Raw genomic sequence first — 26,676 nt, forward strand, 5'->3', positions numbered from 1 at the left:
GTTGGCATCCGACATCGTCGGCATCCTGCTGGCAGCGGGCCGGGGCCGCCGCTTCGATCCCGAGGGCGTGCGCAACAAGCTGCTGCAGCCGCTGGGGGAAGGCTCTCCGGTAGTTGCGGCCAGTGCGCGGCACATGCTCGCCGTGCTGCCGCGCGTGGTTGCCGTCGTGCGCGACGATGACGACGCGACGGCCGCGCTGCTGGCGCAACTGGGCTGTGAAGTAGCGCGCTGCGCCGATGCCGACGCCGGCATGGCGGCATCGCTTGTCCATGCCCTGCGGCAGGTGGCGCAGGCCGATGGCTGGGTAGTGGCGCTGGGCGACATGCCGCGGGTGCTGCCGTCCACGATCGCCGCGTTGCGCCAGGCGGTCTGCGAGGGCGCGGCCATCGCGGCGCCTGTGTACCAGAGCAAGCGGGGCAATCCGATTGCCTTCGGCCGCCTGCATCTGCCTGAGCTGCTGGCACTGGCGGGCGACCGCGGCGCACGCGGTATCGTCAACAACAATCCTGTCACCGATGTAGCGGTGGACGATGCGGGCATCCTGCTCGATATCGATACGCCGTCCGACCTAAGATGAAAAAGAAAAAAACCTCTAGCCAGGCAGCGGCCATTGCCTATGCCATCGTCGCGAAAGATCTCGCGGCCCACCTGTTCCAGGTCACGCTGACCGTGCAGAATCCCGATCCGGCAGGCCAGGTGCTGGCGCTGCCGGCATGGATTCCCGGCAGCTACATGATCCGCGAATTCTCCCGCAATATCGTCCAGATCCGCGCCGAAGCGGAAGGCCGTACCGTCCAGTTGACGAAGCTGGACAAGCATTCGTGGCAGGCACCTGCCGTCGGCGGCCCGCTCGTCGTGCAGTACGACGTCTACGCCTGGGACCTGTCGGTGCGTGCCGCGCACCTGGACGGGACGCACGGTTTCTTCAACGGCACCAGCGTGTTCCTGCGCGTGCTCGGCCAGGAAGAGGTGCCGCACGTCGTCGATATCGGCCAGCCGGAGATTGATGCGGCGCGCACCTGGCGCGTGGCGACGGCGCTGCCGGAACTGCGGGCGAAGCGCTACGGCTTCGGCACGTACGTCGCTGCCGATTACGATGAGCTGATCGACAGTCCTGTCGAAATGGGCGACTTCGCGCTGGCGACGTTTACGGCGCATGGCGTGCCGCACGACGTCGTCATCACGGGCCGCGTGCCGAATCTCGACATGGACCGCCTGTGCGCCGACCTGAAGGCGATCTGCGAAACACAGATCGCCTTCTTCGAACCGAAAACGAAACAGGCGCCGATGGACCGTTACGTGTTCATGACGCTGGCCGTCGGCGACGGCTACGGCGGGCTGGAACACCGCGCATCGACGGCGCTGATCTGCGCCCGCGCCGACCTGCCGACGACCGCGGCACAAGGCAAGGAGCGCAGCGAGGGCTACATCAAGTTCCTTGGCCTGTGCAGCCATGAGTATTTCCACACCTGGAACGTCAAGCGCATCAAGCCGGCCGTGTTCGCGCCGTACGACCTGCAGGTGGAGAACTACACGCCGCTGCTGTGGCTTTTCGAAGGGTTCACCAGCTACTACGACGACCTGTTCCTCGTGCGCAGCGGCATGATCACGGAACAGCAGTATTACAAGATGCTGGGCAAAGCCGTTGGCGGCGTACTGCGCGGTGCAGGCCGCACCAAGCAGAGCGTGGCCGATTCCAGCTTCGACGCATGGGGCAAGTACTACCGCCAGGACGAGAACGCGCCGAACGCCATCGTCAGCTACTACGCCAAGGGCTCGCTGATCGGGCTGGGGCTCGACCTGACGATCCGCACGAAAACGGCAGGCAAGCGCTCGCTGGACGACATCATGCTGGCGCTGTGGCAGCGCTACGGCCGCGACTTTTATCCCGACGGCCGCCGCGGCGTGACGCCTGCCGACGTGGAAGCGCTGTTCGACGAGATCAGCGGCATGAAGCTCAAGCCGTTCTTTGAAAAATACATCCGCGGCACCGAAGATGTGCCGCTGGCGAAGCTGCTGGCGCCATTCGGCGTCAAGTATACGGACGAGCGCAAGGGCGGCAAGCCGAGCCTGGACGCGAACATCGGCCGCGACGGCGCCGACTGCAAGCTGTCGGCTGTCCACGAAGGCGGCGCGGCGCACCGGGCCGGCCTGTCGGCAGGAGACCTGCTGGTCGCCATCGACGGCCTGCGGGTCACGGGCAACCCGTCGAACCTGGAAACCCTGCTGGGCCGCTACAAGGTGGGCGAGACGATCGAAGTGCACGCCTTTCGGCGCGACGAGCTGATGACGTTCGCGGTGCAGCTGCTGGGCGAGCGCGTGCCGACGGTCACGCTGGCGATCGACAGCGCCCGCAAGCTGGACGTGGCGCGGCCGACGATGATCGCTGCAGGAAAGCGGTAACGCCGCGTTGAAGTGTGGGGTGTACTCGTGTTGGGCGAGCTGACTCGTCGTAGCGCGAGGACATCCTGGCCGTTCAGCGTGGATGCCAGAGCCGGTGACGACCACGTGGCATGAAGCGACATCGTGTTCCTATGCCTTGACAGGCCCGAACGTCATCGTCCAGTTGGTCTCCCAGCACACCCCACCGTCATTCGAGAATGCCTGCTCCCAGCGCGGTCTGGCGCCGCCAGTCCACGTGAAACGTACGCGGATCGCCTGGCCGTCCAGCACATCGTCGGCAAAAAACAGGCCGGTATCGCCATTGAATTTACCCGTTACCGGCACGTCCAGCGCCGTCGGGTTGCGTCCGTCCAGCCACCAGATCGACCACGTTTGCGTTGTCCGGCAATAGGAGCGTACTGCGATGGCACGGAACTCACCGTCCGGGGACCGCAGCAGGTTGTCTTCCAGATTGCCGAAGCCGCCCAGCGTCTTCACTGTCGACGACAATCCGTCGAACTCTTCCCATTCGGTGCAGCCGGTCAGGCGCGAACGCAGCCGGCGGTGCCGGACCTCCCAGTCGCCGATGATGAAATCGAAGTCGGGCGGCGCAGCGGGGGCGAGTGGCAAAGGCATCGCGGCTCCTTTCGGATGAAGTGTCTTCGAAGTTCAGGCGAACAGCCGTTGCAACTCGGCGCCCGGGTCATCGGCGCGCATAAAGGCCTCGCCAACCAGGAACGCATGCACGTTCGCCGCGCGCATGCGCGCCACGTCGCCAGCGTTCAGGATGCCGGACTCCGTGATCACCATACGCTCCGGCGGAATGCGCTCCAGCAGATTCAAGGTCGTATCGAGCGTCACGTCGAACGTGCGCAGGTTGCGGTTGTTGATGCCGACGAGGTTACTTTTCAGCTTCAGCGCAGCCGTCAGTTCGTCGCCGTCGTGCGACTCGATCAGCACGTCCATCCCCAGCTCGTGCGCGCACGCTTCCATCTCCGCCATCAGGCCGTGATCGAGCGCCGAGACGATCAGCAGGATGCAGTCGGCACCCATCGCGCGCGCCTCGTAGATCTGGTACAGGTCGACCATGAAATCCTTGCGCAGCACCGGAATATTGCATGCGGCGCGGGCCTGCTTCAGGTATTCGGTGGAGCCCTGGAAGAACTGCTCGTCCGTCAGCACGGACAGGCAGGCGGCGCCGCCCCCCTCGTAGCTGGCGGCGATATCGGCCGGGCGGAAATCGGCCCGCAGTACGCCTTTCGATGGCGACGCCTTCTTCACTTCCGCGATGACGCCGGCATTGCCGGCGTCAATCCGGCGGCGCAGGCTCGCTTCGAAGCCGCGCAGCCCTGCGCGCAGTTCGCGGTCGCCTTCCACTTCGTCGCGCAGGCTGGCGAAGCTGCGGTATTTTTTGGCGGCCGCCACTTCGTCGGCCTTGACGGCCAGGATTTTATTCAGGATATCGGACATGGCTTATTGAGTTAATTGCGTTCGGCCAGCGCCAGGCGCGCGCCCAGCATCAGAAACAGGCTGCCTGTCAAGCGGTTCAGCCACAGTGCCACGCGCGGCTTGACCTTCAGGCGCGCGCTGGCAAATGCCGTGAAGACGGCCAGGCCGTTACACCACAACATGCCGTTGAAGTTGAAGATGCAGCCAAGGATGAGGAACGCCAGCGGCTTGTTGGGTGCGTCAAGGGAGATGAACTGGGGCACGAAGGCGAGGAAGAACAAAGCGACTTTCGGGTTCAGGACATTGGTCAGGAAGCCCTGCGCGAAGATGCGGCGGTAGGGCAGGGCGGTAACGGCCGGTGCCGCCGCGCGCTCGTCGCTGCGCAGTTTCGCCCGCAGCATCCCGATGCCGCACCACACGATATACGCCGCGCCCACCCACTTGACGACATTGAACGCGGTTGCCGAAGTGGCCAGCAGCGCGGACAACCCCACGGCGGCAGCCAGCACGTGCACCATCGTGCCGGCGCCGATACCGAGCGCGGTCACGCAGCCGGCACGCCAGCCCTGCGTGGCGCTACGCGCCATGATCAGCAGGGAATCGGGGCCGGGCATGATGTTCAGCAGCAGCCCGGAAACGACAAACAGCGTCAGGTCGTGGATGCCGAACATGCCGGCCCCTCAAGCGTTGCTGGCGCCGAGCGCCTGCGTCACCTCGACGAACTGACGCAGCTTCCCCAGCGCGGCGCCGGAGCTGACCGCTTCCCGTGCCTTCGCCAGGCCATCCTCGATGGACGACGCGACACCGGCCGCATACAGCGCGGTGCCGGCATTGAGCGCGACGATGTCGCTGGCCGGACCGGGCACGCCGGACAGCGCTTCCATCACGCGTTCCTTCGACTCGGCTGCGTCGGCCACCTTCAGGTTGCGGCTGGCGATCATCGCCAGGCCGAAGTCTTCCGGGTGGATTTCGTATTCGCGAATTTCGCCGTCGATCAGCTCACCCACCATCGTGCCCGCGCCCAGCGACACTTCATCCATATTGTCGCGGCCATAGACGACGATGGCGTGCTGCGCGCCGAGGCGCTGCAGCACCCGCACCTGGATGCCGACGAGATCGGGGTGGAACACGCCCATCAGGATGTTGGGCGCGCCGGCGGGATTCGTCAGCGGTCCCAGGATATTGAAGATGGAGCGCACGCCCAGCTCGCGCCGGACGGGTGCCACGTGTTTCATCGCGGCGTGGTGGTTCGGCGCGAACATGAAGCCGATGCCCGTCTGCGCGATCGACTGGGCGATCTGTTCGGGCTTCAGGTTGATATTGGCACCCAGGGACTCAATCAGGTCCGCACTGCCGGACGACGACGACACGCTGCGCCCGCCGTGCTTGGCCACGCGCGCACCGGCGGCGGCGGCCACGAACATCGCCGCGCTGCTGATATTGAAGGTGTGTGCACCATCGCCCCCCGTGCCGACGATGTCGAGCAGGTTGGTGGTGTCGGCCATCGGCACCTTGGTGGAAAACTCGCGCATGACCTGGGCCGCGGCGGTGATCTCGCCGATGGTTTCCTTCTTGACGCGCAGGCCCATGGTCAGGGCGGCCACCATCACGGGCGACATTTCGCCGCTCATGATCTGGCGGAACAGGTGCAGCATCTCGTCGTGGAAGATCTCCCGGTGTTCGATACAGCGGACCAGGGCTTCTTGATGGGTGATCGGCATGGCGGCTCCTTAGCGGACGAGGAAGTTCTTCAGCAGGGCATGGCCATGCTCGGACAGGATGGACTCGGGATGGAACTGCACGCCTTCGATATCGAAGTCCTTGTGCCGTACACCCATGATTTCGCCATCGTCGGTCCATGCCGTCACTTCCAGGCAGGCGGGCAGCGATGCGCGTTCGATCGCCAGCGAGTGGTAGCGGATCACCGTGAAGGGGCTGGGCAGGTCGGCAAACACGCCTTCGCCCGTGTGGGCGATGGCGGACGTCTTGCCGTGCATGACCTGCTTGGCGCGAATGACCTTGCCGCCGAACGCCTCGCCGATGGCCTGGTGGCCCAGGCACACGCCCAGAATCGGCTTCTTGCCGGCGAAGTGCTTCAAGACCTCGACGGAGATGCCTGCCTGCGCCGGCGCCTTCGGTCCCGGCGAGATGCAGATGCGCTCCGGGTTCAGCGCTTCGATCTCCTCGATCGTGATTTCGTCGTTGCGGAACGTGCGCACGTCCTCACCCAGTTCGCCGAAGTACTGCACGATGTTGTAGGTGAAGGAGTCGTAGTTGTCGATCATCAAGAGCATGTCAGAACTCCCCATCCAGGCCATCTTGCACTTGTTCGGCCGCGCGCAGCACGGCGCGCGCCTTGTTCTCGGTTTCCTGCCATTCCATTTCAGGGATCGAATCGGCCACGATGCCGGCGGCGGCCTGCACGTACAGCATGCCGTCCTTGATAACGCCGGTGCGGATCGCGATCGCCACGTCCATCTCGCCGCCGAACGACAGGTAGCCGCAGGCGCCGCCATAGATGCCGCGCTTGGAGATTTCCAGTTCGTCGATGACTTCCATCGCCCGCACTTTTGGCGCGCCCGTCAGGGTGCCGGCGGGGAAGGTGGCGCGCAGCACGTCCAGGTTGGACATGCCGGACTTCAGCTTGCCCTCGACGTTCGACACGATGTGCTGCACGTGCGAGTATTTTTCGATGACCATGCGGTCCGTGACCTTCACGCTGCCCGTCTCGGAGATGCGGCCCAGGTCATTGCGCGCCAGGTCGATCAGCATTACGTGCTCGGCGATCTCTTTCGGATCGGCCAGCAGTTCCTCGGCCAGTTGCGCATCCTTCTCCGGCGTGGCGCCGCGCGGGCGGGTGCCGGCGATCGGGCGCAAGGTGACTTTCTTCTCGCCGTCGGGCAGTGTCTCGTTGCGGACCAGGATCTCCGGCGACGCACCGACGATCTGCATGTCGCCGAAATTGTAGTAGTACATGTACGGCGACGGATTCAGCGACCGCAGCGCGCGGTACAGCGTCAGCGGCGAATCGACGTAGGGCTTCCTGATGCGCTGGCCGATCTGCACCTGCATCAGGTCCCCGGCCATCACGTATTCATGGGCTTTCGCGACGGCCTTCAGGTAGTCTTCCTTGGGGAAGTCGCGGATGATGTCGGTCCGTACGGAGGACGACGTGACGGGCGCATCGACTCCGCGCCGCAGCAGCGCGCGCAGCTCTTTCAGCCGCACGCGCGCCTTGTCGAACGACTCCGGCTGCGTGGTGTCGGCATACACGATCAGATACAGCTTGCCGGACAGGTTGTCGATGACAGCCAGTTCTTCCGTCACCATCAGCTGGATATCCGGCAGGCCCAGGTCGTCCTTTTGAGCCGTGCCGGCCAGCTTCTTCTCGATATGGCGCACGGTGTCGTAGCCGAAGTAGCCGGCCAGGCCGCCGCAGAAGCGCGGCATGCCGGGGCGCAGCGCGACCTTGAAGCGGGCCTGGTACTGCTCGATGAACTCGAGGGGATTGCCGTCGTGCGTCTCGACGACTTCACCGTTTTTGACGATCTCGGTATGGCTGCCGTACGTGCGCAGCACCGTTTTCGCCGGCAGGCCGATAAACGAGAAACGGCCGAAGCGTTCGCCGCCGACGACGGACTCCAGCAGGAAGGTGTTCTTGCCCGTGTTCTGCGTCTGCGCGAGCTTGAGGTACAGCGACAGCGGTGTTTCCAGGTCGGCAAAGGCTTCCGCGATCAGGGGGATACGGTTATAGCCTTGCGTGGCCAGCGATCGGAATTCGAGTTCGGTCATGGTTCTCTCCAATCCGCCACGCTTCGAGTGTGGTGGTGGCGGTGAGGTTCAACAAACCTGCCGGGAGCGAGCGGGATGAAAATGCGCCAAGCAGACAAACTAAGCGCAATGGTCGAGCACAACTCCGACGGCAGCAATCTGGGGGCTTTTCAGCCTGACTTATGCAGTCCAGGATTGCCAGCGTCGCCACAGCCAGGCCTCAATCGAGCCTTGGTGAGTAACGTTGTGTCGTTTGTTGAGGAACATGACAGGAGTAAGGAGCCTGAGTTAAGTCGGTTCTGCGGTGTTGTTGTCGGTACCGTTGTCGATACCGTTGTCGGTACTGTTGTGCAAGCCAATCAATCTTGCCGCGTGCAGCAGCGTGTCAACTATACCATCGGAATCCGTTTTATGTATAGCTTCGCCGTGGTTATAACCATACGGCACCGTCAGCACGGGGCAGCCCGCCGCGCGGGCCGCTTGCGCGTCGTTGGACGAATCGCCGATCGCCACGACCTGCGCCGGCGGCAGGCCGAAGAACTCGCACGCCTTCAGCAGCGGCATCGGGTCCGGCTTCTTCTTCGGGAAGGAGTCGCCGCCGTAGATGACCTCGAAATAGCCGTCCAGTTCCTTCAGCTTCAGCAGCGGCAGCGCGAACGCCAGCGGCTTGTTGGTGACGCAGGCCAGACGCAGACCCGCCCCTTTCAGCTCGGCCAAGCCGGCGGCGACGTCGGGATACAGCGTGCTGTGATGACCATTGATGGCCAGGTAGTGGCGCTGGTAGGCATCCATCGCTTCCACGAAGTGACGCTCGATGCCGGCATCGTCATGGTCCAGCGCGAGCACACTGCGGATCAGGTTTTCCGAACCCTTGCCGACCATGTTCTTGATCTGTTCGGCCGTGATGGACGGCAGGCCCAGTTCCTCGCGCATGCGATTGATGGCAACGTGGAAGTCGGGCACGGTGTCGAGCATCGTGCCGTCCAGGTCGACGATGGCGGCGCGCACGCCGCACAGTGGGTGAGCGGCCGCCGTCATTTATACCCCCGCCAGTTCGGCGCGCATCGCGTCGATGACGGCCTTGTAGTCGGGCTGGCCGAAGATGGCCGAGCCGGCGACAAACGTATCCGCGCCCGCCCTGGCGGCGGCGGCGATATTGTCGACCTTGATGCCGCCATCGACTTCCAGCAGGATGTCGCGGCCCGATTCGTCGATCAGCCGACGCGCCTGGGCGATCTTCACCAGCGTCTGCGGGATGAACGACTGGCCACCGAAGCCCGGATTCACCGACATCAGCAGGATCATGTCGACCTTGTCCATCACGTGCTCCAGGTAGGACAGCGGCGTGGCCGGATTGAACACGAGGCCGGCCTTGCAGCCGTTATCGCGGATCAGCTGCAGCGAGCGGTCGATGTGGTCGGACGCTTCCGGGTGGAAGGTGATGATGTTGGCACCGGCCTTGGCGAAGTCGGGAATGATGCGGTCGACCGGCTTGACCATCAGGTGCACGTCGATGGGCACCTGCACGTGCGGGCGGATCGCCTGGCAAACCAGCGGGCCGACAGTCAGATTCGGCACATAATGGTTGTCCATCACGTCGAAATGGATGATGTCGGCGCCGGCGGCGACGACGTTTCTCACTTCCTCGCCCAGGCGGGCGAAGTCGGCGGACAGGATGCTGGGGGCGATGCGGAAAGTAGTCATGACGCTCTGCTGAAAGAAAGATGCGCTATTTTACGCTGCGGTGGCACCGTGTGCGACGCGCGCCTTGCGTCCCGGGACGAATTGCGGTGCAATGGACAACCGCGATAGCAAAACGCCATATTTGAATTTTCGGCATAATTGCAGGTCTGATACCATGCACCAACCAAGGAATATCGATGGCCCAATATGAATTCGCCGTGTCCGTGCGGACGCAGTACCTGCCCGAGCAGTCGGACCCCGAGCGTACCAACTTCGTGTTCACGTATTCGATCACGATCAAGAACACGGGCACGGTGGCCGCGCAGCTGATCTCGCGCCACTGGATCATCACCGATGCGAACAACCATATCCAGGAAGTGCGCGGACTGGGTGTCGTCGGCCATCAGCCGTTGCTGCAGCCGGGCGAGCAGTTCGAGTACACGAGCGGCACGCAGCTGCGTACACCGCAGGGCTCGATGGTGGGCGAGTATTTCTGCGTGGCCGAGGATGGCCACCAGTTCGAAGCCAAGATTCCGGAATTCGTGCTGTCGCTGCCGCGCACGCTGCACTGAGCCGGATTTACCGGCCTGCCTTATATTATTCGGGCCGATCCGGCTTGCGCACAGGCGGCGCCTTTTTCTTGCGCGGCATCGTCCACCAGACGATAAAGACCAGCAGGAACAGCGCCACCAATGCTTCCAACATCAGATACCACATACCGCCTCCATGTCATTTGCCCACGCCAGTCTAACCCGTTCCGCCCGTCCGCTGGCACTGGTCGGCGCCATTGTCGCCATATTGGCTGGCTGCGCCGCGCCACCACCGCCTGCACCGCAGGTGCCGCAGCCTGTGCCCCAGCCTGACCCCCAGCCTGTGCCCCCGCCTCAGCCGGCGCCGCCGGCGCCGCCTCCAAAGACAGGTTTCGTCCCGGCGACGTATGCCGATCTGCCGGGCTGGGCAACCGACGACCTGCGGTCCGTCTGGCCGGCCTTCCTGTCCTCGTGCAGCGTGCTGGGCAAGCGGGCCGAGTGGCAGGAGTCGTGCAAGATCGCGCGCACGGTGGACAAGCGCAGCGAGCCGGCCATCCGGCTGTTCTTCGAGACGTTTCTGCAGCCGCAGCGTGTCATCGCGGCCGATGGCAGCGGCACCGGTCTCGTCACCGGGTATTACGAAGCACAGCTGCGCGGCTCGCGCCGCCAGGCCGGCGCCTACCAGACGCCTTTATATAAAGTGCCGGACGATCTGCTGACGGTCGACCTGACCGGCGTCTACCCCGACCTGAAGGGCAAGCGCCTGCGCGGAAGAGTGCAGGGCAAAAAGGTGGTGCCCTATGCCAGCCGGGCGGAAATCGCCAGCGCCGGCTTTCCGGGCAAGGAGCTGCTGTGGGTGGACGATCCTGTCGAGGCCTTCTTCCTGGAAGTGCAGGGCTCAGGGCGCGTGCAGCTCGATTCCGGCGAGACGGTGCGCGTGGCGTACGGCGACCAGAACGGTCACCCGTATAAATCGATCGGCAAGTGGCTGGTCGAGCAGGGCGAGCTGACGGCCGAGCAGGCGACGGCGCAGGGCATCAAGGCGTGGATCGCCGAGCACCCGTCGCGCCGGCAGGAGCTGTTCAACGCCAACCCCAGCTATGTGTTCTTCCGCGAAGAGAAGCTTCCCGATCCGAGCGTGGGGCCAAAAGGATCGCTCGGCGTGCCGCTGACGCCGCAACGCTCCGTTGCGATCGACGCGACCCAGATTCCGCTGGGCGCGCCGCTGTTCCTGGATACGACGCAGGCGGGCAGCGACGTGCCGATGCAGCGCCTCGTGATGGCGCAGGACACGGGCGGCGCCATCCGGGGCGCCATCCGCGTCGACTTCTTCTTCGGCTTCGGCCCGGAGGCGGCCGACAACGCCGGCCGCATGAAGCAGCGCGGCCAGGTGTGGGTACTGCTGCCGAAGGCTACGCAGTAAGCGTCAACTGAGCGTCAACGCAGCACGAGCACCGGCAGGTGCGTGTGCGCCAGCACCTTCTGCGTCTCGCTGCCGAGGAACAGTTTGTTCAGGCCCTTGCGGCCGTGGGAGGCCATCAGGATGATGTCGCAGTGGTGCTTTTCCGCGGCCGCGACGATTTCTTCGTAAGGGCTGTGCGAGTTGGCCACGACCCCTTCGAACGCAATCCCGGCCGCTGCGGCCGCGGCGGCGACCTTGTCCAGATGGCTGGTCGCGGCCACGCTCGCCTGGGTATCGAAGACCTCCGCATCGGGAATGACAGCCCCGTCCATCGCTATCGGCGTGAACGGGAAGGGCTGCACGACCGAGACACCGACGATCCGCGCGCCGTGCACGCGGGCGAATTCGACGGCGATGGCAGTCGCTTTTTCCGACAGCTCCGAGCCGTCGGTGGGCAGCAGGATACTCTTGAACATGGCGGACTCCCTTGTAAATATGTCAAGCACTCAGTGTAGGCCGGGTGCCGCGTCCGGGGCGCACGCTTTGGCTGCGCGCGGGGCGTGCTCAACCACCTGTCGGCACCCGTCTGACGCTACAATCCCTGGGTAACCGACACCCCTCGAGGAGACACGCATGCAATATGAAGATCTGATCGTCGAAGTCCATGGCAAGGTTGCCCTGATCCGCCTTAACCGGCCGAAGGCGCTGAATGCGCTGAACGACAATATGATGAACGAGCTGGGCGAGGCGCTTGCCGCCTTCGACAAGGATGCACAGATCGGCTGCATCGTCCTGACGGGCAGCGAGAAGGCGTTCGCAGCCGGCGCGGATATCGTGGCAATGAAGGACTACACGTACCAGGACACCTACCGCGACAACTACATCACCCGCAACTGGGAACATATCCTCAAGGTGCGCAAGCCCGTGATCGGCGCCGTCGCCGGTTACGCGCTGGGCGGCGGCTGCGAGCTGGCGATGATGTGCGACTTCCTGATCGCCGCGGATACGGCAAAGTTCGGCCAGCCGGAAATCAAGATCGGCGTCACGCCAGGCGCGGGCGCCACGCAGCGCCTGCCGCGCACCATCGGCAAATCGAAAGCGATGGATCTGCTGCTGACGGCGCGCACGATCGATGCAGTAGAAGCGGAGCGCATCGGCATCGTCTCGCGCGTCGTGCCGGCCGACCAGCTGATCGCGCAGGCGCTGGAAGCGGCCGACACGATCGCGGCAATGCCGCTGTCGGTGGCGATGATGATCAAGGATGCCGTCAATCGCGCCTTCGAGACGACGCTGACGGAAGGCGTCAACTACGAGCGCCGCCTGTTCCATGCCGCGTTCGGCACGCCGGCGCAGCGCGAGGGGATGTCGGCCTTCATCGAAAAGCGCTTGCCAAAGTTCGAGGGACTTTGATATGCTTCTGTCCCTCGCAGCAACGCAGCTGTCATGAAAATGAAACAAGCGCGCTGATGTGAAGAAAAGAGAAGCTTGACGAAACGCACGAATGACCGCATAATCTCGCTTCTCTGCTGCTGACAAACACAACGATTTGTCGGGTTCCGAAAGGATCGCAGCAAGCGCCTCCGGGCAGAATTCTTTAACAATCAACAGTCGATAAGTGTGGGCGTTTGATGTGAGTGTGCCCTGAACTTCGGTTCAGATACTCAAAATATAGCATCAAACGCTTACACAAGTAATAAACGTGACCTCGCAAGAGGAACGTCAGTACTTGAGTGAGTGACCTCCGATAGCAGTATCGGAACAACAGAGATTAAACTGAAGAGTTTGATCCTGGCTCAGATTGAACGCTGGCGGCATGCTTTACACATGCAAGTCGAACGGTAACAGGGAGCTTGCTCCGCTGACGAGTGGCGAACGGGTGAGTAATATATCGGAACGTACCCAAGAGTGGGGGATAACGTAGCGAAAGTTACGCTAATACCGCATACGATCCAAGGATGAAAGCAGGGGACCGCAAGGCCTTGTGCTCCTGGAGCGGCCGATATCTGATTAGCTAGTTGGTAGGGTAAAGGCCTACCAAGGCATCGATCAGTAGCTGGTCTGAGAGGACGACCAGCCACACTGGAACTGAGACACGGTCCAGACTCCTACGGGAGGCAGCAGTGGGGAATTTTGGACAATGGGCGCAAGCCTGATCCAGCAATGCCGCGTGAGTGAAGAAGGCCTTCGGGTTGTAAAGCTCTTTTGTCAGGGAAGAAACGGGTGCGGCTAATATCTGCATCTAATGACGGTACCTGAAGAATAAGCACCGGCTAACTACGTGCCAGCAGCCGCGGTAATACGTAGGGTGCAAGCGTTAATCGGAATTACTGGGCGTAAAGCGTGCGCAGGCGGTTTTGTAAGTCTGTTGTGAAATCCCCGGGCTTAACCTGGGAATGGCAATGGAGACTGCAAGGCTAGAGTTTGGCAGAGGGGGGTAGAATTCCACGTGTAGCAGTGAAATGCGTAGAGATGTGGAGGAACACCGATGGCGAAGGCAGCCCCCTGGGTCAAGACTGACGCTCATGCACGAAAGCGTGGGGAGCAAACAGGATTAGATACCCTGGTAGTCCACGCCCTAAACGATGTCTACTAGTTGTCGGGTCTTAATTGACTTGGTAACGCAGCTAACGCGTGAAGTAGACCGCCTGGGGAGTACGGTCGCAAGATTAAAACTCAAAGGAATTGACGGGGACCCGCACAAGCGGTGGATGATGTGGATTAATTCGATGCAACGCGAAAAACCTTACCTACCCTTGACATGTACGGAAGCCACGAGAGATCGAGGTGTGCTCGAAAGAGAGCCGTAACACAGGTGCTGCATGGCTGTCGTCAGCTCGTGTCGTGAGATGTTGGGTTAAGTCCCGCAACGAGCGCAACCCTTGTCATTAGTTGCTACGAAAGAGCACTCTAATGAGACTGCCGGTGACAAACCGGAGGAAGGTGGGGATGACGTCAAGTCCTCATGGCCCTTATGGGTAGGGCTTCACACGTCATACAATGGTACATACAGAGGGCCGCCAACCCGCGAGGGGGAGCTAATCCCAGAAAGTGTATCGTAGTCCGGATTGTAGTCTGCAACTCGACTGCATGAAGTTGGAATCGCTAGTAATCGCGGATCAGCATGTCGCGGTGAATACGTTCCCGGGTCTTGTACACACCGCCCGTCACACCATGGGAGCGGGTTTTACCAGAAGTAGGTAGCTTAACCGTAAGGAGGGCGCTTACCACGGTAGGATTCGTGACTGGGGTGAAGTCGTAACAAGGTAGCCGTATCGGAAGGTGCGGCTGGATCACCTCCTTTCTAGAGTCGGCACGGATCGCAAGATCGTGCATCAAACGCTCACACTTATCGACTGTTGTTAGAGAAACAGCAACAAGCGCGGGTCTGTAGCTCAGCTGGTTAGAGCACCGTGTTGATAACGCGGGGGTCGTTGGTTCGAGCCCAACCAGACCCACCAGGATTCATCCGGGGGATTAGCTCAGCTGGGAGAGCACCTGCTTTGCAAGCAGGGGGTCGTCGGTTCGATCCCGTCATCCTCCACCATCGCTTCTGTTGAAAGTCCAAACGCAAGTAATCAAGATACTTTCGTTTGATCTTTTAGAGATCACTGCTGTTTCGTTCTTTAACAATCTGGAAGAAGTAAAGTTTTATTGAATGCATGAGACATCATGTGTTCAGGGTAGTAATAAAGCTCATCAAAACACAGTAGTAAATGCTTGAACCGATAGCCGTCAAGGTTATAGGGACAAGTGAATAAGTGCACATGGTGGATGCCTTGGCGATTACAGGCGATGAAGGACGTAGTAGTCTGCGATAAGCTACGGGGAGCTGACAAACGAGCTTTGATCCGTAGATTTCCGAATGGGGAAACCCACCCTTTTAGGGTATCACTCACTGAATACATAGGTGTGTGAGGCGAACGCGGCGAACTGAAACATCTAAGTAGCTGCAGGAAAATAAATCAACCGAGATTCCCAAAGTAGTGGCGAGCGAAATGGGATGAGCCTGCATATGATAGTCGGACTGATAGTGGAAGCCTCTGGAAATAGGCGCCATAGTGGGTGATAGCCCCGTACGCGAAATCAGACCGGTGGTACTAAGTATGCGACAAGTAGGGCGGGACACGAGAAATCCTGTCTGAAGATGGGGGGACCATCCTCCAAGGCTAAATACTCGTAATCGACCGATAGTGAACCAGTACCGTGAGGGAAAGGCGAAAAGAACCCCGGGAGGGGAGTGAAATAGATCCTGAAACCGTGTGCATACAAACAGTCGGAGCGGACTTGTTCCGTGACGGCGTACCTTTTGTATAATGGGTCAGCGACTTACATTCAGTAGCGAGGTTAACCGAATAGGGGAGCCGCAGAGAAATCGAGTCCGAACAGGGCGCTAGTTGCTGGGTGTAGACCCGAAACCAAGTGATCTACCCATGGCCAGGTTGAAGGTGCGGTAACACGCACTGGAGGACCGAACCCACTAATGTTGAAAAATTAGGGGATGAGCTGTGGGTAGGGGTGAAAGGCTAAACAAACTTGGAAATAGCTGGTTCTCTCCGAAAACTATTTAGGTAGTGCCTCAAGTATCACCATCGGGGGTAGAGCACTGTTATGGCTAGGGGGTCATCGCGACTTACCAAACCATTGCAAACTCCGAATACCGATGAGTGCGAGCTTGGGAGACAGACATCGGGTGCTAACGTCCGGTGTCAAGAGGGAAACAACCCAGACCGCCAGCTAAGGTCCCAAAGATTGGCTAAGTGGAAAACGAAGTGGGAAGGCTAAAACAGTCAGGATGTTGGCTTAGAAGCAGCCATCATTTAAAGAAAGCGTAATAGCTCACTGATCGAGTCGTCCTGCGCGGAAGATGTAACGGGGCTAAGCCAGTCACCGAAGCTGCGGATATGCGTAAGCATATGGTAGGAGAGCGTTCTGTAAGCCTGCGAAGGTGTCTTGTAAAGGATGCTGGAGGTATCAGAAGTGCGAATGCTGACATGAGTAGCGATAATGCGGGTGAAAAGCCCGCACGCCGTAAGCCCAAGGTTTCCTGTTCAACGTTCATCGGAGCAGGGTGAGTCGGCCCCTAAGGCGAGGCAGAGATGCGTAGCTGATGGGAAGCAGGTTAATATTCCTGCACCGTCGTATGATGCGATGGGGGGACGGATCGCGGAAGGTTGTCTGACTGTTGGAATAGTCAGTTTCTGGTTCATAGGAGGTACTTAGGCAAATCCGGGTACGTAATCCAAGGGACTGGGACGAGGAACTTAGGTTCTGAAGCAATCGGAAGTGGTTCCAAGAAAAGCCTCTAAGCTTCAGTCATACGAGACCGTACCGCAAACCGACACAGGTGGGCGAGATGAGTATTCTAAGGCGCTTGAGAGAACTCGGGAGAAGGAACTCGGCAAATTGGTACCGTAACTTCGGGAAAAGGTACGCCCCGGTAGCTTGGTCACTTTACTGTGATAGGGCGAAAGGGTTGCAATAAACTGGTGGCTGCGACTGTTTAATAAAAACACAGCACTCTGCAAACACGAAAGTGGACGTATAGGGTGTGACGCCTGCCCGGTGCTGGAAGATTAAATGATGGGGTGCAAGCTCTTGATTGAAGTCCCAGTAAACGGCGGCCGTAACTATAACGGTCCTAAGGTAGCGAAATTCCTTGTCGGGTAAGTTCCGACCTGCACGAATGGCGTAACGATGGCCACACTGTCTCCTCCCGAGACTCAGCGAAGTTGAAGTGTTTGTGATGATGCAATCTACCCGCGGCTAGACGGAAAGACCCCATGAACCTTTACTGTAGCTTTGCATTGGACTTTGAACCAATCTGTGTAGGATAGGTGGGAGGCTTTGAAGCGGGGACGCCAGTTCTCGTGGAGCCAACCTTGAAATACCACCCTGGTTTGTTTGAGGTTCTAACCTTGGTCCGTGATCCGGATCGGGGACAGTGCATGGTAGGCAGTTTGACTGGGGCGGTCTCCTCCTAAAGTGTAACGGAGGAGTTCGAAGGTACGCTAGGTACGGTCGGACATCGTGCTAATAGTGCAATGGCATAAGCGTGCTTAACTGCGAGACCGACAAGTCGAGCAGGTACGAAAGTAGGACATAGTGATCCGGTGGTTCTGTATGGAAGGGCCATCGCTCAACGGATAAAAGGTACTCTGGGGATAACAGGCTGATTCCTCCCAAGAGTTCATATCGACGGGGGAGTTTGGCACCTCGATGTCGGCTCATCACATCCTGGGGCTGTAGCCGGTCCCAAGGGTATGGCTGTTCGCCATTTAAAGTGGTACGTGAGCTGGGTTTAAAACGTCGTGAGACAGTTTGGTCCCTATCTGCCGTGGGCGTTGGAAATTTGAAGGGGGCTGCTCCTAGTACGAGAGGACCGGAGTGGACGAACCTCTGGTGTACCGGTTGTCACGCCAGTGGCATTGCCGGGTAGCTAAGTTCGGAAGAGATAACCGCTGAAAGCATCTAAGCGGGAAACTTGCCTTAAGATGAGATTTCCCAGAGCCTTGAGCTCTTTGAAGGGTCGTTCGAGACCAGGACGTTGATAGGTCAGGTGTGGAAGTGCAGTAATGCATTAAGCTAACTGATACTAATTGCCCGTACGGCTTGTCCCTATAACCTTGACGGTTGTGGCAAGCATTTACCCTGTGTGAGCTTTAACGAGTATTACCCCAACTTTACTTCTTCCAGATTAAGCGCTGCCGTTGCCCAACAGGGAACGACAGCGTGTACAAGTCATGCCTGATGACCATAGCAAGTCGGTCCCACCCCTTCCCATCCCGAACAGGACCGTGAAACGACTTTGCGCCGATGATAGTGCTGCAACCAGTGTGAAAGTAGGTTATCGTCAGGCTGTTATACCGGGAAAGCCCGCTGCGCGATCGCAGCGGGCTTTTTCATTCAGGACTTCGTACACACAACCGGAATTCCGGCACCGCGCCGTATGCGCGAGCCAATCAGTCAAGTCTGATGACCATAGCAAGTCGGTCCCACCCCTTCCCATCCCGAACAGGACCGTGAAACGACTCTGCGCCGATGATAGTGCTGCAACCAGTGTGAAAGTAGGTTATCGTCAGACTAGTAATTAGAAAAGCCCCGCCAGGTGATCCTGGCGGGGCTTTTTGCTTTCCGCTCCATGGAAAAAACCGGAGCCTGTCACCGGTTTTCCCGGTCTGTCGCCCGTTTAGTACATCCGCTATTCCGCAGCATCAGATTGCTGCAGATTCTGTTTCACCGGGACGGTGGCGACCTTGCTGCCGCGGCTGATGCTTTCGCCATCTTCCTTGCGCAGGGTCCAGAACGTCAGTGAAGACACGATCGTCAGCCCGGCCAAGGTCAGGAAGGCGTTGTGCAAGGCGCTCGTCAGTACGACCCGGTCCGTCTGCGGCATGTCACCCAGATACCAGGCCGTGATCAGCGAGCCGCACGCCAGGCCAAAACTCATCGAAAGCTGCTGCATCGAGCTCGCCATCGTGCTGGCCATGCTGGAATCCTTCTGGTCGACGTCCGCATACGCGATGCTGTTCATGCTGGAGAACTGCAGTGAATTGAAGAAGCCCTGGCACAGGCTGATGGCCACGATGACGTACGGCGGAGTCCCTAGCTGCACGAATGAGAACATCCCGATGGTCACGCCGATCAACACCGTGTTCACCACCAGCACCTGGCGGTAGCCGAACCGGTTCAGCACCCGCACCGCGATGAACTTCATGCCCATCGCGGCCGCGGCGGCAGGCATCATCAGGAGGCCTGACTGCCACGCGGGAAGGCCGAGACCCAGCTGATAGAGCAGGGGCAGCAAAAACGGCAGGCCGCCGACGCCAAGACGGGTGGCAAAGCCGCCCAGCACCGATACGCGGAAGGTGCGGATCTTGAAGAGCGCAAGGCGCAGCAGCGGATACTCTTCGCGGCCGGCATGCCATACGTAGGCAGCCAGCAGGCTGCATGCGATGAACAGCAGGACCGCAAAAGATGTTCCATCCAGTTTGTGTTCGCCGAAGACTTCGAGGAGCCAGGACAGCAGTGCGACGCCGGTGCCGAACAGGATCAGTCCCATCACGTCCAGCGGACGTGGGCCGTCGCCGTGGGAATCCGGCATGTAGCGATGCGCCAGCCAGACGGCGGCCAGCCCCACGGGCACGTTGATGAAGAAGATCTCGCGCCACGACAGCCAGTGCACGATCAGTCCACCAACAGTGGGACCAAGCAGAGGACCGATCAGCGCGGGGATGATCACGAAATTCATTGCCGTGAGCAGCTCGGCTTTCGGGAATGTGCGCACGATCGTCAGCCTGCCGACCGGCATCATCATCGCCGCGCCCAGCCCTTGCAGCAGGCGCGCCGCCACCAGCATCGGCGAATTGACGGACAGCCCGCACAGCACGGACGCCAACGTGAAGATACCGATGGCGCTCATGAACACGCGCCGCGTGCCGTAGCGGTCCGCCATCCAGCCGCTGATCGGAATCGCCACGGCGAGGCTCAGAATATAACTCGTGACGACGGCCTTGAGGCTCAGCGGCGTGACCTGCAGGCTGATGGCCATGCTGGGGATCGCGGTGTTGACGATGGTGGAGTCGAGCTGCTCCATGAAGAGGGCCGTGGCGACGACCCAGGGAAGGTAACGCTTGGTGATGTCGGTATCGGACATAGGCACGGCAACAATGCACAGTGATGAACTGCTCCGATTGTTGCATAAAGCGGCGAAAGGCGAAGCCGCCCTTGCCGCGCGTTGCAGTGGCTATGTCACATCAGGGAGACCAGCCGGTCCATCAAAGGTTGCGTGGCGTCGGCCAGCCGTTCCAGGCTCGCTTCGCGCAGTGCCGCCGTGTCGACGACGTGCTCGGACGCGAGGCCGGCCCAGCGCAGCAATGCCGCGCATGCCTGCGGCGTATCGAACACGCCGTGCAGATAGGTGCCCAGCACCTGGTCGTCCAGCGAGCGTGCGCCTTCCGCCCTGCCGTCGATGCGAAACGCAGGGCGATCCAGCGCATCGCCTGTCGACACGCCCATATGGATTTCGTAGCCTGCCACCGTGGCGTCGGCAAACACGCAATCGCCGCGTACCTGCTCGAGGCGTTTTTCCTGCGTCAGGATCGTGATCATGTCCAGCAGGCCGAGGCCCTCGGATTCGCCCGCCGCTCCCTCGACGCCATACGGATCGCGCACCGTGAGGCCCAGCATCTGGAAGCCGCCGCAGATGCCGATCACCTTGCCGCCGTAGCGCAGGTGCCGCGTGATCCGTTCGGGCCAGCCTTGTTCCGTCAGCCAGGCCAGATCGCCGCGCGTGTTCTTGCTGCCGGGGAGGACGATCAGGTCCGCTGGCGGGACCGGCTGTCCGGCGCGGATGAACTGCAGGTCCACATCGGGATGGGCGCGCAGCGCGTCGAAGTCCGTGTGGTTGCTCATGCGCGGCAGGCTGGGAACGACGATACGAAACGCACCGCGCTGCGCCTGCACCGCCTGTACCGCATCCTCGGCGTCGAGGAACAACCCATGCAGATACGGCAGCACGGCCAGCACCGGCTTGCCCGTCTGCCGTTCCAGCCATTCCAGCCCCGGTTCCAGCAGCCGGATATCGCCGCGGAAGCGGTTGATGACAAAGCCGATGATACGTTGCCGCTCGCTGTCGGACAGGCAGGCCAGCGTGCCGACGATATGGGCGAATACGCCGCCGCGGTCGATGTCGGCCACCAGCACGACGGGGCAATCGACGGCCTCCGCGAAACCCATATTGGCGATGTCCCGGTCGCGCAGGTTGATCTCGGCGGGACTGCCGGCGCCCTCGACGATGACGGCGTCGTACTGCCGCAGCAGGCGCGCATGGGACTCGAGCACCGCCGCCATCGCCACGGTCTTGTAGCGGTGGTAGTCGCGCGCGTTCATCTCCGCTCGCACCTTGCCATGAATGATGACCTGAGCGCCCGTATCGCTGGAAGGCTTGAGCAGCACGGGATTCATGTCCGTGTGCGGCGCGATGCCGGCGGCGGCGGCCTGCAACGCCTGGGCGCGGCCGATCTCCCCGCCGTCGGCCGTGACGGCGCTGTTCAACGCCATGTTCTGCGGCTTGAACGGCGCAACGGCGACGCCCCGGCGTTTCAGCAGCCGGCACAGCGCGGCGACCACGGTGCTCTTGCCCGCGTCGGACGTCGTCCCTTGAATCATCAGGGTGGAGTAGGGGAATGCCATCTCAGTTCCGGCGCCGCTGGCGGGCCTGCTCGAGCAATTCGCACAGTGAAGCCGTGCCCTGGATCATGCGCGGTCCCGCGCGATTGACCAGATGGCCATCGATGGTGAACAGATTGCCCTGGCGGGTCGCCTTCATGTTCGGGTACTGCCGCCACATCGCGGCGCCTCCCTGTTCCTTCTCGGCCGTGCTGAATACCGCTTCGGGGTCCGCCTGCAGCACCGCTTCGATGCTGACGACGGGCGCGGTAACGCTTTGCGATGCGAAGATGTTCTCGCCGCCGCACACTTTCAGCGCATCGCTGACGATGTGCGTGCCGTTGAGCGTATAGAGCGGCTTGTCCCACACCTGGTAGAACGTGCGCACAACCGGACGGCCGGCATAGCGCGACCGCAGGCCGGTCAGCTGCTGTCGCAGGGTTTGCGCCGCCGCGTTGGCTGTCGTTTCCGTTCCCAGCAGCTTGCCCATGTTGGCCACGTTGCCGGCAATGGCGTCGAGCTTTTTCGGCTCGCTGTGATACAGCGGGATATTCAGTTTGCGCAGCATGTCGATCTGACGCTCGGAACTGCCGTGGCGCCAGACGACGATCAGGTCCGGTTTCAGCGCAATGATGCGCTCCAGGTCCACCTCGCGGTTGCTGCCGATGCGGGGAATCGCCTTGGCAGCCTCCGGGTAATCGCTGTAGTCGACCGCGCCCACGATGCGGCTGCCGCCGCCGGCGGCAAACAGCAGTTCCGTCACATGGGGCGCCATCGAGATCACGCGTTGCGCCGGCCTGGCCAGCGTCACCATCTGGCCATCGTCGTCGCGCACCGCGATCGTGGCCCATGCGGCCGATGCGGTGAGGGTCGCGAGCAGTAGCGCCGGGAGCTGCTTGTTCATCTTGATTCCTTTGTCCATTCGTTCAATGCCAGTTCCAGCCTGGCCCACGCCGCCTCGTCCGGCGGCAATCCGACGCGGATGCCGCGCGGGCCGTCACGGAACAGCCGCACCCAGATGCCGCGCCGGGCCATGTGCTCGTGGAAGCGTTCCGGCTCCCGCTCGGGCCACCACTGGAACAGCGCCGTGCCGGCCGATTCGATGCCGTGCGCCGCGAGCAGCTGCGCCAGGCGCCGCCCGTCATGCAGCAGCCTGTCCCGTGTCGTACGCTGCCACGGCCGATCGAACAGTGCGGCTTTGCCCACCTGCTGCGCCGGGCCGCTGACCTGCCATGGTCCCAGCAGTTCGTCCAGCGCGGCCAGCAAATCCGGCTGGGCCGCGACGAAGCCGAGGCGGATGCCGGCCAGGCCGAAGAATTTGCCGACCGAGCGCAGAACGATGAGGGCCGGCTGGTCCGCGCAGTCGGCCACGCTTTGCGCGCCATCCGTGTCCGCAAACGCCTCGTCCACCACCAGCCAGCCGCCCCGTTGGGCCAGTGTCGTGGCCCATGCCAACAACTGCGCGCGCGGCACCGTGGCGCCGGTGGGATTGTTCGGATTGCAGACGACCAGCACATCGCAGCCGTCGACCGCAGCGGCCAGCCCGGCGTAAGGTACCTGCGTTGCGCTATGGCCGTGCTGCGCCCAGTGATGTGCGTGTTCCGCATACGAGGGCGCGGCAATGACGACACGCGACGGCGCCCGCAGCCGCGGCAGCGCCTGGATCGCCGCCTGCGTCCCGGCGACCGGCAGCATGCGGTGCGCGCCGTAATATGCGCACGCCGCGTCCACCAGTGCGGGATCGGGTTCCGGCAGCCGGTGCCACGCGTTGCCGGCAAGGACCGGGGCGGGATACCAGACCGGATTCAAACCGGCCGACAGGTCGATCCAGTCGGACCGGCCATAGCGACGCATTGCGTCGCGCAGATTGCCGCCGTGTTCAGGCATGCCGCGCCCCTGTCACGAGCAATGCGCCAATGGCGGCGCACGACAACCACAATATGGTAGTGTTCAGCACCAGCCGCCATGCGCGGCCGATGTCCGCTGCCTGCGCGGGCGCGCCACTGCCGAGCGGCGGGCGCTGTTCCACTGCGCCATCGTAGACGGCGGCGCCGCCAAGGGCCAGCGACAGCGCGCCCGCGCCGCTGGACATCACTGGCCCCGCGTTCGGGCTGCCCCACGCCGGGGCCTGCGTACGCCAGCATTGCCACGCGCGCCGTTTGCCCGTCATGGTCGGCGCCAGCAGCACGTACGACAGGGCCGTCAGCCGGGCCGGCAGATAGTTCATCACATCGTCCACCCGAGCGGCCACGCGGCCGAAGTAAAGAAAGCGCTCATTGCGGTAGCCCCACATCGCGTCCAGCGTATTCACGAGCCGGAACAGTACCGCACCGGGTCCGCCCGCAACGGCAAACCAGAACAGCGTGCCAAAGACGGCGTCGTTGCCATTCTCCAGCAGCGATTCGGCGCTGGCCTTGGCCAGGTCGGCCTCGGCCGCGTTCGCCGTGTCGCGGCTGACGATCATCGACGTCAGGAAGCGGGCGCGCGGCAGGTCGCCGGCGGTCAGGGCGGCGGCGATCGGCAGATTGTGTTCGCGCAGGCTGCGCAGGCCGATGCAAAGGTACAGCAGCAAGGCATGAACGGCCCAGCCGGCGCCGCACAGCCATGCCGTCAGCGCGGTGATCGGCAGCACGGCCAGCGTCCAGGCGAGCGCACCGCGCAGCAGCCGCCCACGGCCGCGATTCAATCTGCGCTGGAGGACCGACGCCAGGTTGCCGAAGCCGACGAGCGGGTGAAAGCGGCGCGCTTCGCCCAGGAGCAGATCAAGCAGCACGCCGGCCACCATCAGTGCTGCAACGGCAGGCCATGACAGGCCGCTCAGCATGGTCCGCCTTTCAGCACCAGTGGCAGTCCCGCCGCGACCAGCACTGCGCGGTCGCACAGCGCGGCGACGGCCTGGTTCAGCCGACCGGCTTCGTCCGCATACGCGCGCGTGATGGCGCCATACGGCACGATGCCCATGCCGACTTCGTTGGAGACGAAGACGACGTCGCCGCGAGGCTGTGCCAGTTCTGTCAGCAGTGCCGCGCGCTCGGCATGGAACCGCGGTGGCAGTTCGATTGCGCCAACGTCCGGATAGACGATACCGCCGTCGAACAGCAGGTTGCTGAGCCACAGCGTCAGGCAGTCGACCAGTACCAGCCGGTGCGGTGCACGCCACGCCGCCAGTATTTCTCCCATCGCGAGCTTTTCCTCGACCGTCGTCCAGTGCGCTGGGCGTTGGGTTCGATGCAGTGCGATCCGCTGCGCCATTTCGCCGTCGCCGGCCGCCGCGGTGGCGACATACACGACCTCCTTGCCCGACTGCTGTGCCAACGCCTCGGCGTAAGCGCTCTTGCCGGAGCGGGCGCCGCCCAGGACGAGGGTACGCGTCATGGTGCCTCCCGCGTAAAGAGTGCCGCTGCCGCCGCTGGATTGGAGGGGAAGTAGCCGTGGAAGTACGATGCCGTCACGCTGCCGACGCGGTAGACAGCCTCGCCCTGCGCGGCGGACGGGTTTTTGGCCGTGTGCGCAGCGACCGGCAGTTCGGTGTCGAAGCGCGAATAATGAAACGTGTGGCCACGCAGCGCGCCGTGCGGCGTCGGCATCGTCTGCGGTCCCAGGCCGGCCAGGCGCTTCTGCACCGTGATGCGGCCTGGAAGAATGCCGGCCATGGGCCAGTCGTGGCCCGCGCCGTCCGCCAGCGCGTCAGCCAGTGCCATCATGCCGCCGCATTCGGCGACGATCGGCACGCCGGCCGCATGTGCCGTGCGGATCGACTCGCGCCAGCGCGCGGCGCCGGACAGGCGCTTGCAATGCAGTTCGGGATACCCGCCGGGCAGGTAGACGGCATCGGCGTCCGGCGGTACCGGCTCGTCTGCCAGCGGCGCGAAGAACACCAGCCGCGCTCCCATGGCGCGCAGCAGATTCATATTGGCGGGATAAACGAACAGGAACGACTCGTCGCGCGCAATGGCGATCGTGCGGCCTGCCAGCAGCGGCGGCAGTGGTACTTCCGGCGCGGGATGGGCAAAGATCACTGGCGGCAACGCCGCCCATGCGGCTTCGTCGAACGTCATCTGCGCCGCCAGTTCGTCCAGCAACGCATCGACACCTTCCACTTCATGCGGCAGCACGAGCCCCAGGTGCCGCTCGGGCAGCGAGCGGCCCTGTTTCGGCAGTGTGCCGAACAGGGGAATGCCGCGCAGCGACGTCTGCACCATGGCCGCGTGACCGGGACTGGCAACGCGGTTGGCGATGACACCTGCCATCTCGACGGGTCCATAGTCGCGCAGGCCATGCACGATCGCGCCCGCCGTCTGCGCCATCGCGCCTGCATCGATGACGGCCAGCACCGGCACGCCGAACTCGCGCGCCAGGTCGGCGGCGGATGGCGTGCCGTCGTACAGGCCCATGACACCCTCGATGAGGATCGCGTCCGCTTCGTCAGCGGCCTGCGCCAGCAGGCGCTGGCAGCGCTCGCGGCCAACCATCCACAGGTCGAGCGTTTCGACCGGGGCGCCGCTGGCACGCTCCAGCACCATCGGATCGATGAAGTCCGGCCCGCACTTGAATACGCGCACGCGCTGGCCGGCCTGCGCCAGCCGGCGCGCCAGGGCCGCCGTCACCGTGGTCTTGCCCTGGCCCGACGAGACGGCGGCGATCAAAACGGCGCGCGCGGCCATCAGAACTCCGTTCCCGCCTGGGCGGCGATACCGGCCTTGAACGCATGCTTGACGACGTTCATTTCCGTGACCGTGTCGGCGATGTCGATCAGCTGCTGCGGCGCGCCGCGGCCCGTGATGACGACATGCTGCATCGCCGGTCGGTCCAGCAGGTCGGCGATGACCGTCTCCACGTCCAGGTACTGGTACTTCAGCGCGATGTTCAGTTCATCCAGAAGCACCAGGCCGACGGCCGGATCGGCCAGGAAGCGCTTCGCCTGCTCCCACGCGGCTTGCGCCTTTTCGGTATCGCGGGCACGATCCTGCGTGTCCCACGTATAGCCTTCGCCCATGGCATGAAAGCTGACTTCGTCCGGGAAACGGCGTAGGAATTTTTCCTCACCCGTCGACATGGCGCCCTTGATGAACTGGACGACGCCGACCTTCATGCCGTGGCCCAGTGCCCGCGCCACCATGCCGAAGCCGCTCGAGCTCTTGCCTTTGCCGTTGCCCGTGTTGACGACGATGATGCCGATTTCCTTGTCGGCCGCGGCGATCTTCGCGTCGACGATGGCTTTCTTGCGCTCCATGCGGGCGCGGTGGCGCTCGTTCAGCGCTGCGGTGTCTTCAGGTGTCATTGGGTTCATGC

General features: G+C 62.4%; 22 protein-coding genes, 2 tRNA genes and 4 rRNA genes. 11 read left to right on the forward strand and 17 right to left on the reverse strand.

The window, feature by feature from the left end; all coding sequences use genetic code 11:
- Position 1: 1 nt before the first annotated feature.
- Both E1742_RS19660 and E1742_RS19665 read left to right on the forward strand, forming a co-directional pair.
- On the forward strand, positions 2-577 hold the full coding sequence (locus tag E1742_RS19660; RefSeq protein ID WP_307721889.1) for a nucleotidyltransferase family protein: 576 nt from the start codon (positions 2-4) through the stop codon (positions 575-577).
- Positions 574-2,403 carry a M61 family metallopeptidase gene (locus E1742_RS19665; protein WP_134386857.1) on the forward strand — a complete coding sequence of 610 codons (1,830 nt, stop codon included), beginning with the start codon at positions 574-576 and terminating at the stop codon, positions 2,401-2,403. The genes E1742_RS19660 and E1742_RS19665 overlap by 4 nt, the downstream gene beginning before the upstream one ends.
- Before the next feature lie 129 nt (positions 2,404-2,532).
- On the opposite strand, the gene E1742_RS19670 is transcribed toward E1742_RS19665, so the two are convergent.
- The 8 genes from E1742_RS19670 to rpe all read right to left on the reverse strand — a co-directional run bounded on the left by E1742_RS19670 (position 2,533) and on the right by rpe (position 9,306).
- Positions 2,533-3,018, reverse strand: coding sequence for a DUF1579 domain-containing protein (locus E1742_RS19670; protein ID WP_134386858.1), 486 nt, complete (start codon positions 3,016-3,018; stop codon positions 2,533-2,535).
- Positions 3,019-3,051: 33 nt separating this feature from the next.
- Entirely contained in the window at positions 3,052-3,852 is an 801-nt protein-coding gene (trpC, locus tag E1742_RS19675; protein ID WP_134386859.1) for an indole-3-glycerol phosphate synthase TrpC, read from the reverse strand.
- A gap of 11 nt (positions 3,853-3,863) precedes the next feature.
- On the reverse strand, positions 3,864-4,502 hold the full coding sequence (locus E1742_RS19680) for a LysE family translocator (RefSeq protein WP_134386860.1): 639 nt from the start codon (positions 4,500-4,502) through the stop codon (positions 3,864-3,866).
- A gap of 9 nt (positions 4,503-4,511) precedes the next feature.
- Entirely contained in the window at positions 4,512-5,552 is a 1,041-nt protein-coding gene (gene trpD, locus E1742_RS19685; RefSeq protein ID WP_134386861.1) for an anthranilate phosphoribosyltransferase, read from the reverse strand.
- 9 nt (positions 5,553-5,561) lie between these two features.
- Positions 5,562-6,125: an anthranilate synthase component II gene (locus E1742_RS19690; protein WP_134386862.1), complete on the reverse strand. Its 564-nt coding sequence runs from the start codon at positions 6,123-6,125 to the stop codon at positions 5,562-5,564.
- Position 6,126: 1 nt separating this feature from the next.
- A complete protein-coding gene (gene trpE, locus E1742_RS19695; RefSeq protein ID WP_134386863.1) occupies positions 6,127-7,623 on the reverse strand; it encodes an anthranilate synthase component I in 1,497 nt (498 codons plus the stop codon).
- 267 nt (positions 7,624-7,890) lie between these two features.
- A complete protein-coding gene (locus E1742_RS19700) occupies positions 7,891-8,640 on the reverse strand; it encodes a phosphoglycolate phosphatase (protein ID WP_134386864.1) in 750 nt (249 codons plus the stop codon).
- Positions 8,641-9,306 (reverse strand): ribulose-phosphate 3-epimerase, encoded by a 666-nt coding sequence (rpe, locus tag E1742_RS19705; RefSeq protein ID WP_134386865.1) that lies wholly within the window; start codon positions 9,304-9,306, stop codon positions 8,641-8,643.
- Positions 9,307-9,482: 176 nt separating this feature from the next.
- On the opposite strand from rpe, the gene apaG reads away from it, so the two are divergent.
- Positions 9,483-9,857 (forward strand): Co2+/Mg2+ efflux facilitator ApaG/CorD, encoded by a 375-nt coding sequence (gene apaG, locus E1742_RS19710; RefSeq protein ID WP_134386866.1) that lies wholly within the window; start codon positions 9,483-9,485, stop codon positions 9,855-9,857.
- A 154-nt stretch (positions 9,858-10,011) separates the two neighbouring features.
- A complete protein-coding gene (gene mltA / locus E1742_RS19715; protein WP_134386867.1) occupies positions 10,012-11,238 on the forward strand; it encodes a murein transglycosylase A in 1,227 nt (408 codons plus the stop codon).
- Positions 11,239-11,252: 14 nt separating this feature from the next.
- Here mltA and E1742_RS19720 read toward each other — a convergent pair whose 3' ends face one another.
- Positions 11,253-11,693 carry a universal stress protein gene (locus E1742_RS19720; protein WP_134386868.1) on the reverse strand — a complete coding sequence of 147 codons (441 nt, stop codon included), beginning with the start codon at positions 11,691-11,693 and terminating at the stop codon, positions 11,253-11,255.
- A gap of 157 nt (positions 11,694-11,850) precedes the next feature.
- Between E1742_RS19720 and E1742_RS19725 the strand changes: the two genes are divergently transcribed.
- The 7 genes from E1742_RS19725 to rrf (E1742_RS19755) all read left to right on the forward strand — a co-directional run bounded on the left by E1742_RS19725 (position 11,851) and on the right by rrf (E1742_RS19755) (position 18,298).
- Positions 11,851-12,627 carry an enoyl-CoA hydratase gene (locus tag E1742_RS19725; protein WP_134386869.1) on the forward strand — a complete coding sequence of 259 codons (777 nt, stop codon included), beginning with the start codon at positions 11,851-11,853 and terminating at the stop codon, positions 12,625-12,627.
- 360 nt (positions 12,628-12,987) lie between these two features.
- Positions 12,988-14,518 (forward strand): 16S ribosomal RNA (locus E1742_RS19730).
- 80 nt (positions 14,519-14,598) lie between these two features.
- A tRNA-Ile gene (locus tag E1742_RS19735) sits at positions 14,599-14,675 on the forward strand.
- A 10-nt stretch (positions 14,676-14,685) separates the two neighbouring features.
- Positions 14,686-14,761: transfer RNA gene (locus tag E1742_RS19740), tRNA-Ala, on the forward strand.
- A 200-nt stretch (positions 14,762-14,961) separates the two neighbouring features.
- A 23S ribosomal RNA gene (locus E1742_RS19745) occupies positions 14,962-17,834 on the forward strand.
- Between the two features lie 126 nt (positions 17,835-17,960).
- Positions 17,961-18,073, forward strand: a 5S ribosomal RNA gene (gene rrf / locus E1742_RS19750).
- A 112-nt stretch (positions 18,074-18,185) separates the two neighbouring features.
- Positions 18,186-18,298: ribosomal RNA gene (rrf, locus tag E1742_RS19755) — 5S ribosomal RNA — on the forward strand.
- The 16S, 23S and 5S rRNA genes sit together here with 2 tRNA genes alongside, the layout of an rRNA operon.
- 117 nt (positions 18,299-18,415) lie before the next feature.
- Here rrf (E1742_RS19755) and E1742_RS19760 read toward each other — a convergent pair.
- The 8 genes from E1742_RS19760 to cobO all read right to left on the reverse strand — a co-directional run bounded on the left by E1742_RS19760 (position 18,416) and on the right by cobO (position 26,674).
- Entirely contained in the window at positions 18,416-19,870 is a 1,455-nt protein-coding gene (locus tag E1742_RS19760) for a DHA2 family efflux MFS transporter permease subunit (RefSeq protein WP_134386870.1), read from the reverse strand.
- A gap of 95 nt (positions 19,871-19,965) precedes the next feature.
- A complete protein-coding gene (locus E1742_RS19765) occupies positions 19,966-21,408 on the reverse strand; it encodes a cobyric acid synthase (protein WP_134386871.1) in 1,443 nt (480 codons plus the stop codon).
- 1 nt (position 21,409) lies between these two features.
- Positions 21,410-22,288: a cobalamin-binding protein gene (locus tag E1742_RS19770; RefSeq protein ID WP_134386872.1), complete on the reverse strand. Its 879-nt coding sequence runs from the start codon at positions 22,286-22,288 to the stop codon at positions 21,410-21,412.
- On the reverse strand, positions 22,285-23,271 hold the full coding sequence (gene cobD / locus E1742_RS19775) for a threonine-phosphate decarboxylase CobD (RefSeq protein WP_134386873.1): 987 nt from the start codon (positions 23,269-23,271) through the stop codon (positions 22,285-22,287). Before cobD ends, E1742_RS19770 begins: the two co-directional genes overlap by 4 nt.
- Positions 23,264-24,208: an adenosylcobinamide-phosphate synthase CbiB gene (gene cbiB / locus E1742_RS19780; protein ID WP_134386874.1), complete on the reverse strand. Its 945-nt coding sequence runs from the start codon at positions 24,206-24,208 to the stop codon at positions 23,264-23,266. Before cbiB ends, cobD begins: the two co-directional genes overlap by 8 nt.
- A complete protein-coding gene (gene cobU / locus E1742_RS19785) occupies positions 24,202-24,759 on the reverse strand; it encodes a bifunctional adenosylcobinamide kinase/adenosylcobinamide-phosphate guanylyltransferase (protein ID WP_134386875.1) in 558 nt (185 codons plus the stop codon). Before cobU ends, cbiB begins: the two co-directional genes overlap by 7 nt.
- Positions 24,756-26,048 (reverse strand): cobyrinic acid a,c-diamide synthase CobB, encoded by a 1,293-nt coding sequence (locus E1742_RS19790; RefSeq protein WP_134386876.1) that lies wholly within the window; start codon positions 26,046-26,048, stop codon positions 24,756-24,758. Before E1742_RS19790 ends, cobU begins: the two co-directional genes overlap by 4 nt.
- Positions 26,048-26,674 (reverse strand): cob(I)yrinic acid a,c-diamide adenosyltransferase, encoded by a 627-nt coding sequence (gene cobO / locus E1742_RS19795; protein ID WP_134386877.1) that lies wholly within the window; start codon positions 26,672-26,674, stop codon positions 26,048-26,050. The genes E1742_RS19790 and cobO overlap by 1 nt, the downstream gene beginning before the upstream one ends.
- Between the last annotated feature and the right edge of the window lie 2 nt (positions 26,675-26,676).

The organism is Pseudoduganella plicata (assembly GCF_004421005.1).
Taxonomy (GTDB): Bacteria; Pseudomonadota; Gammaproteobacteria; order Burkholderiales; family Burkholderiaceae_D; genus Rugamonas; species Rugamonas plicata.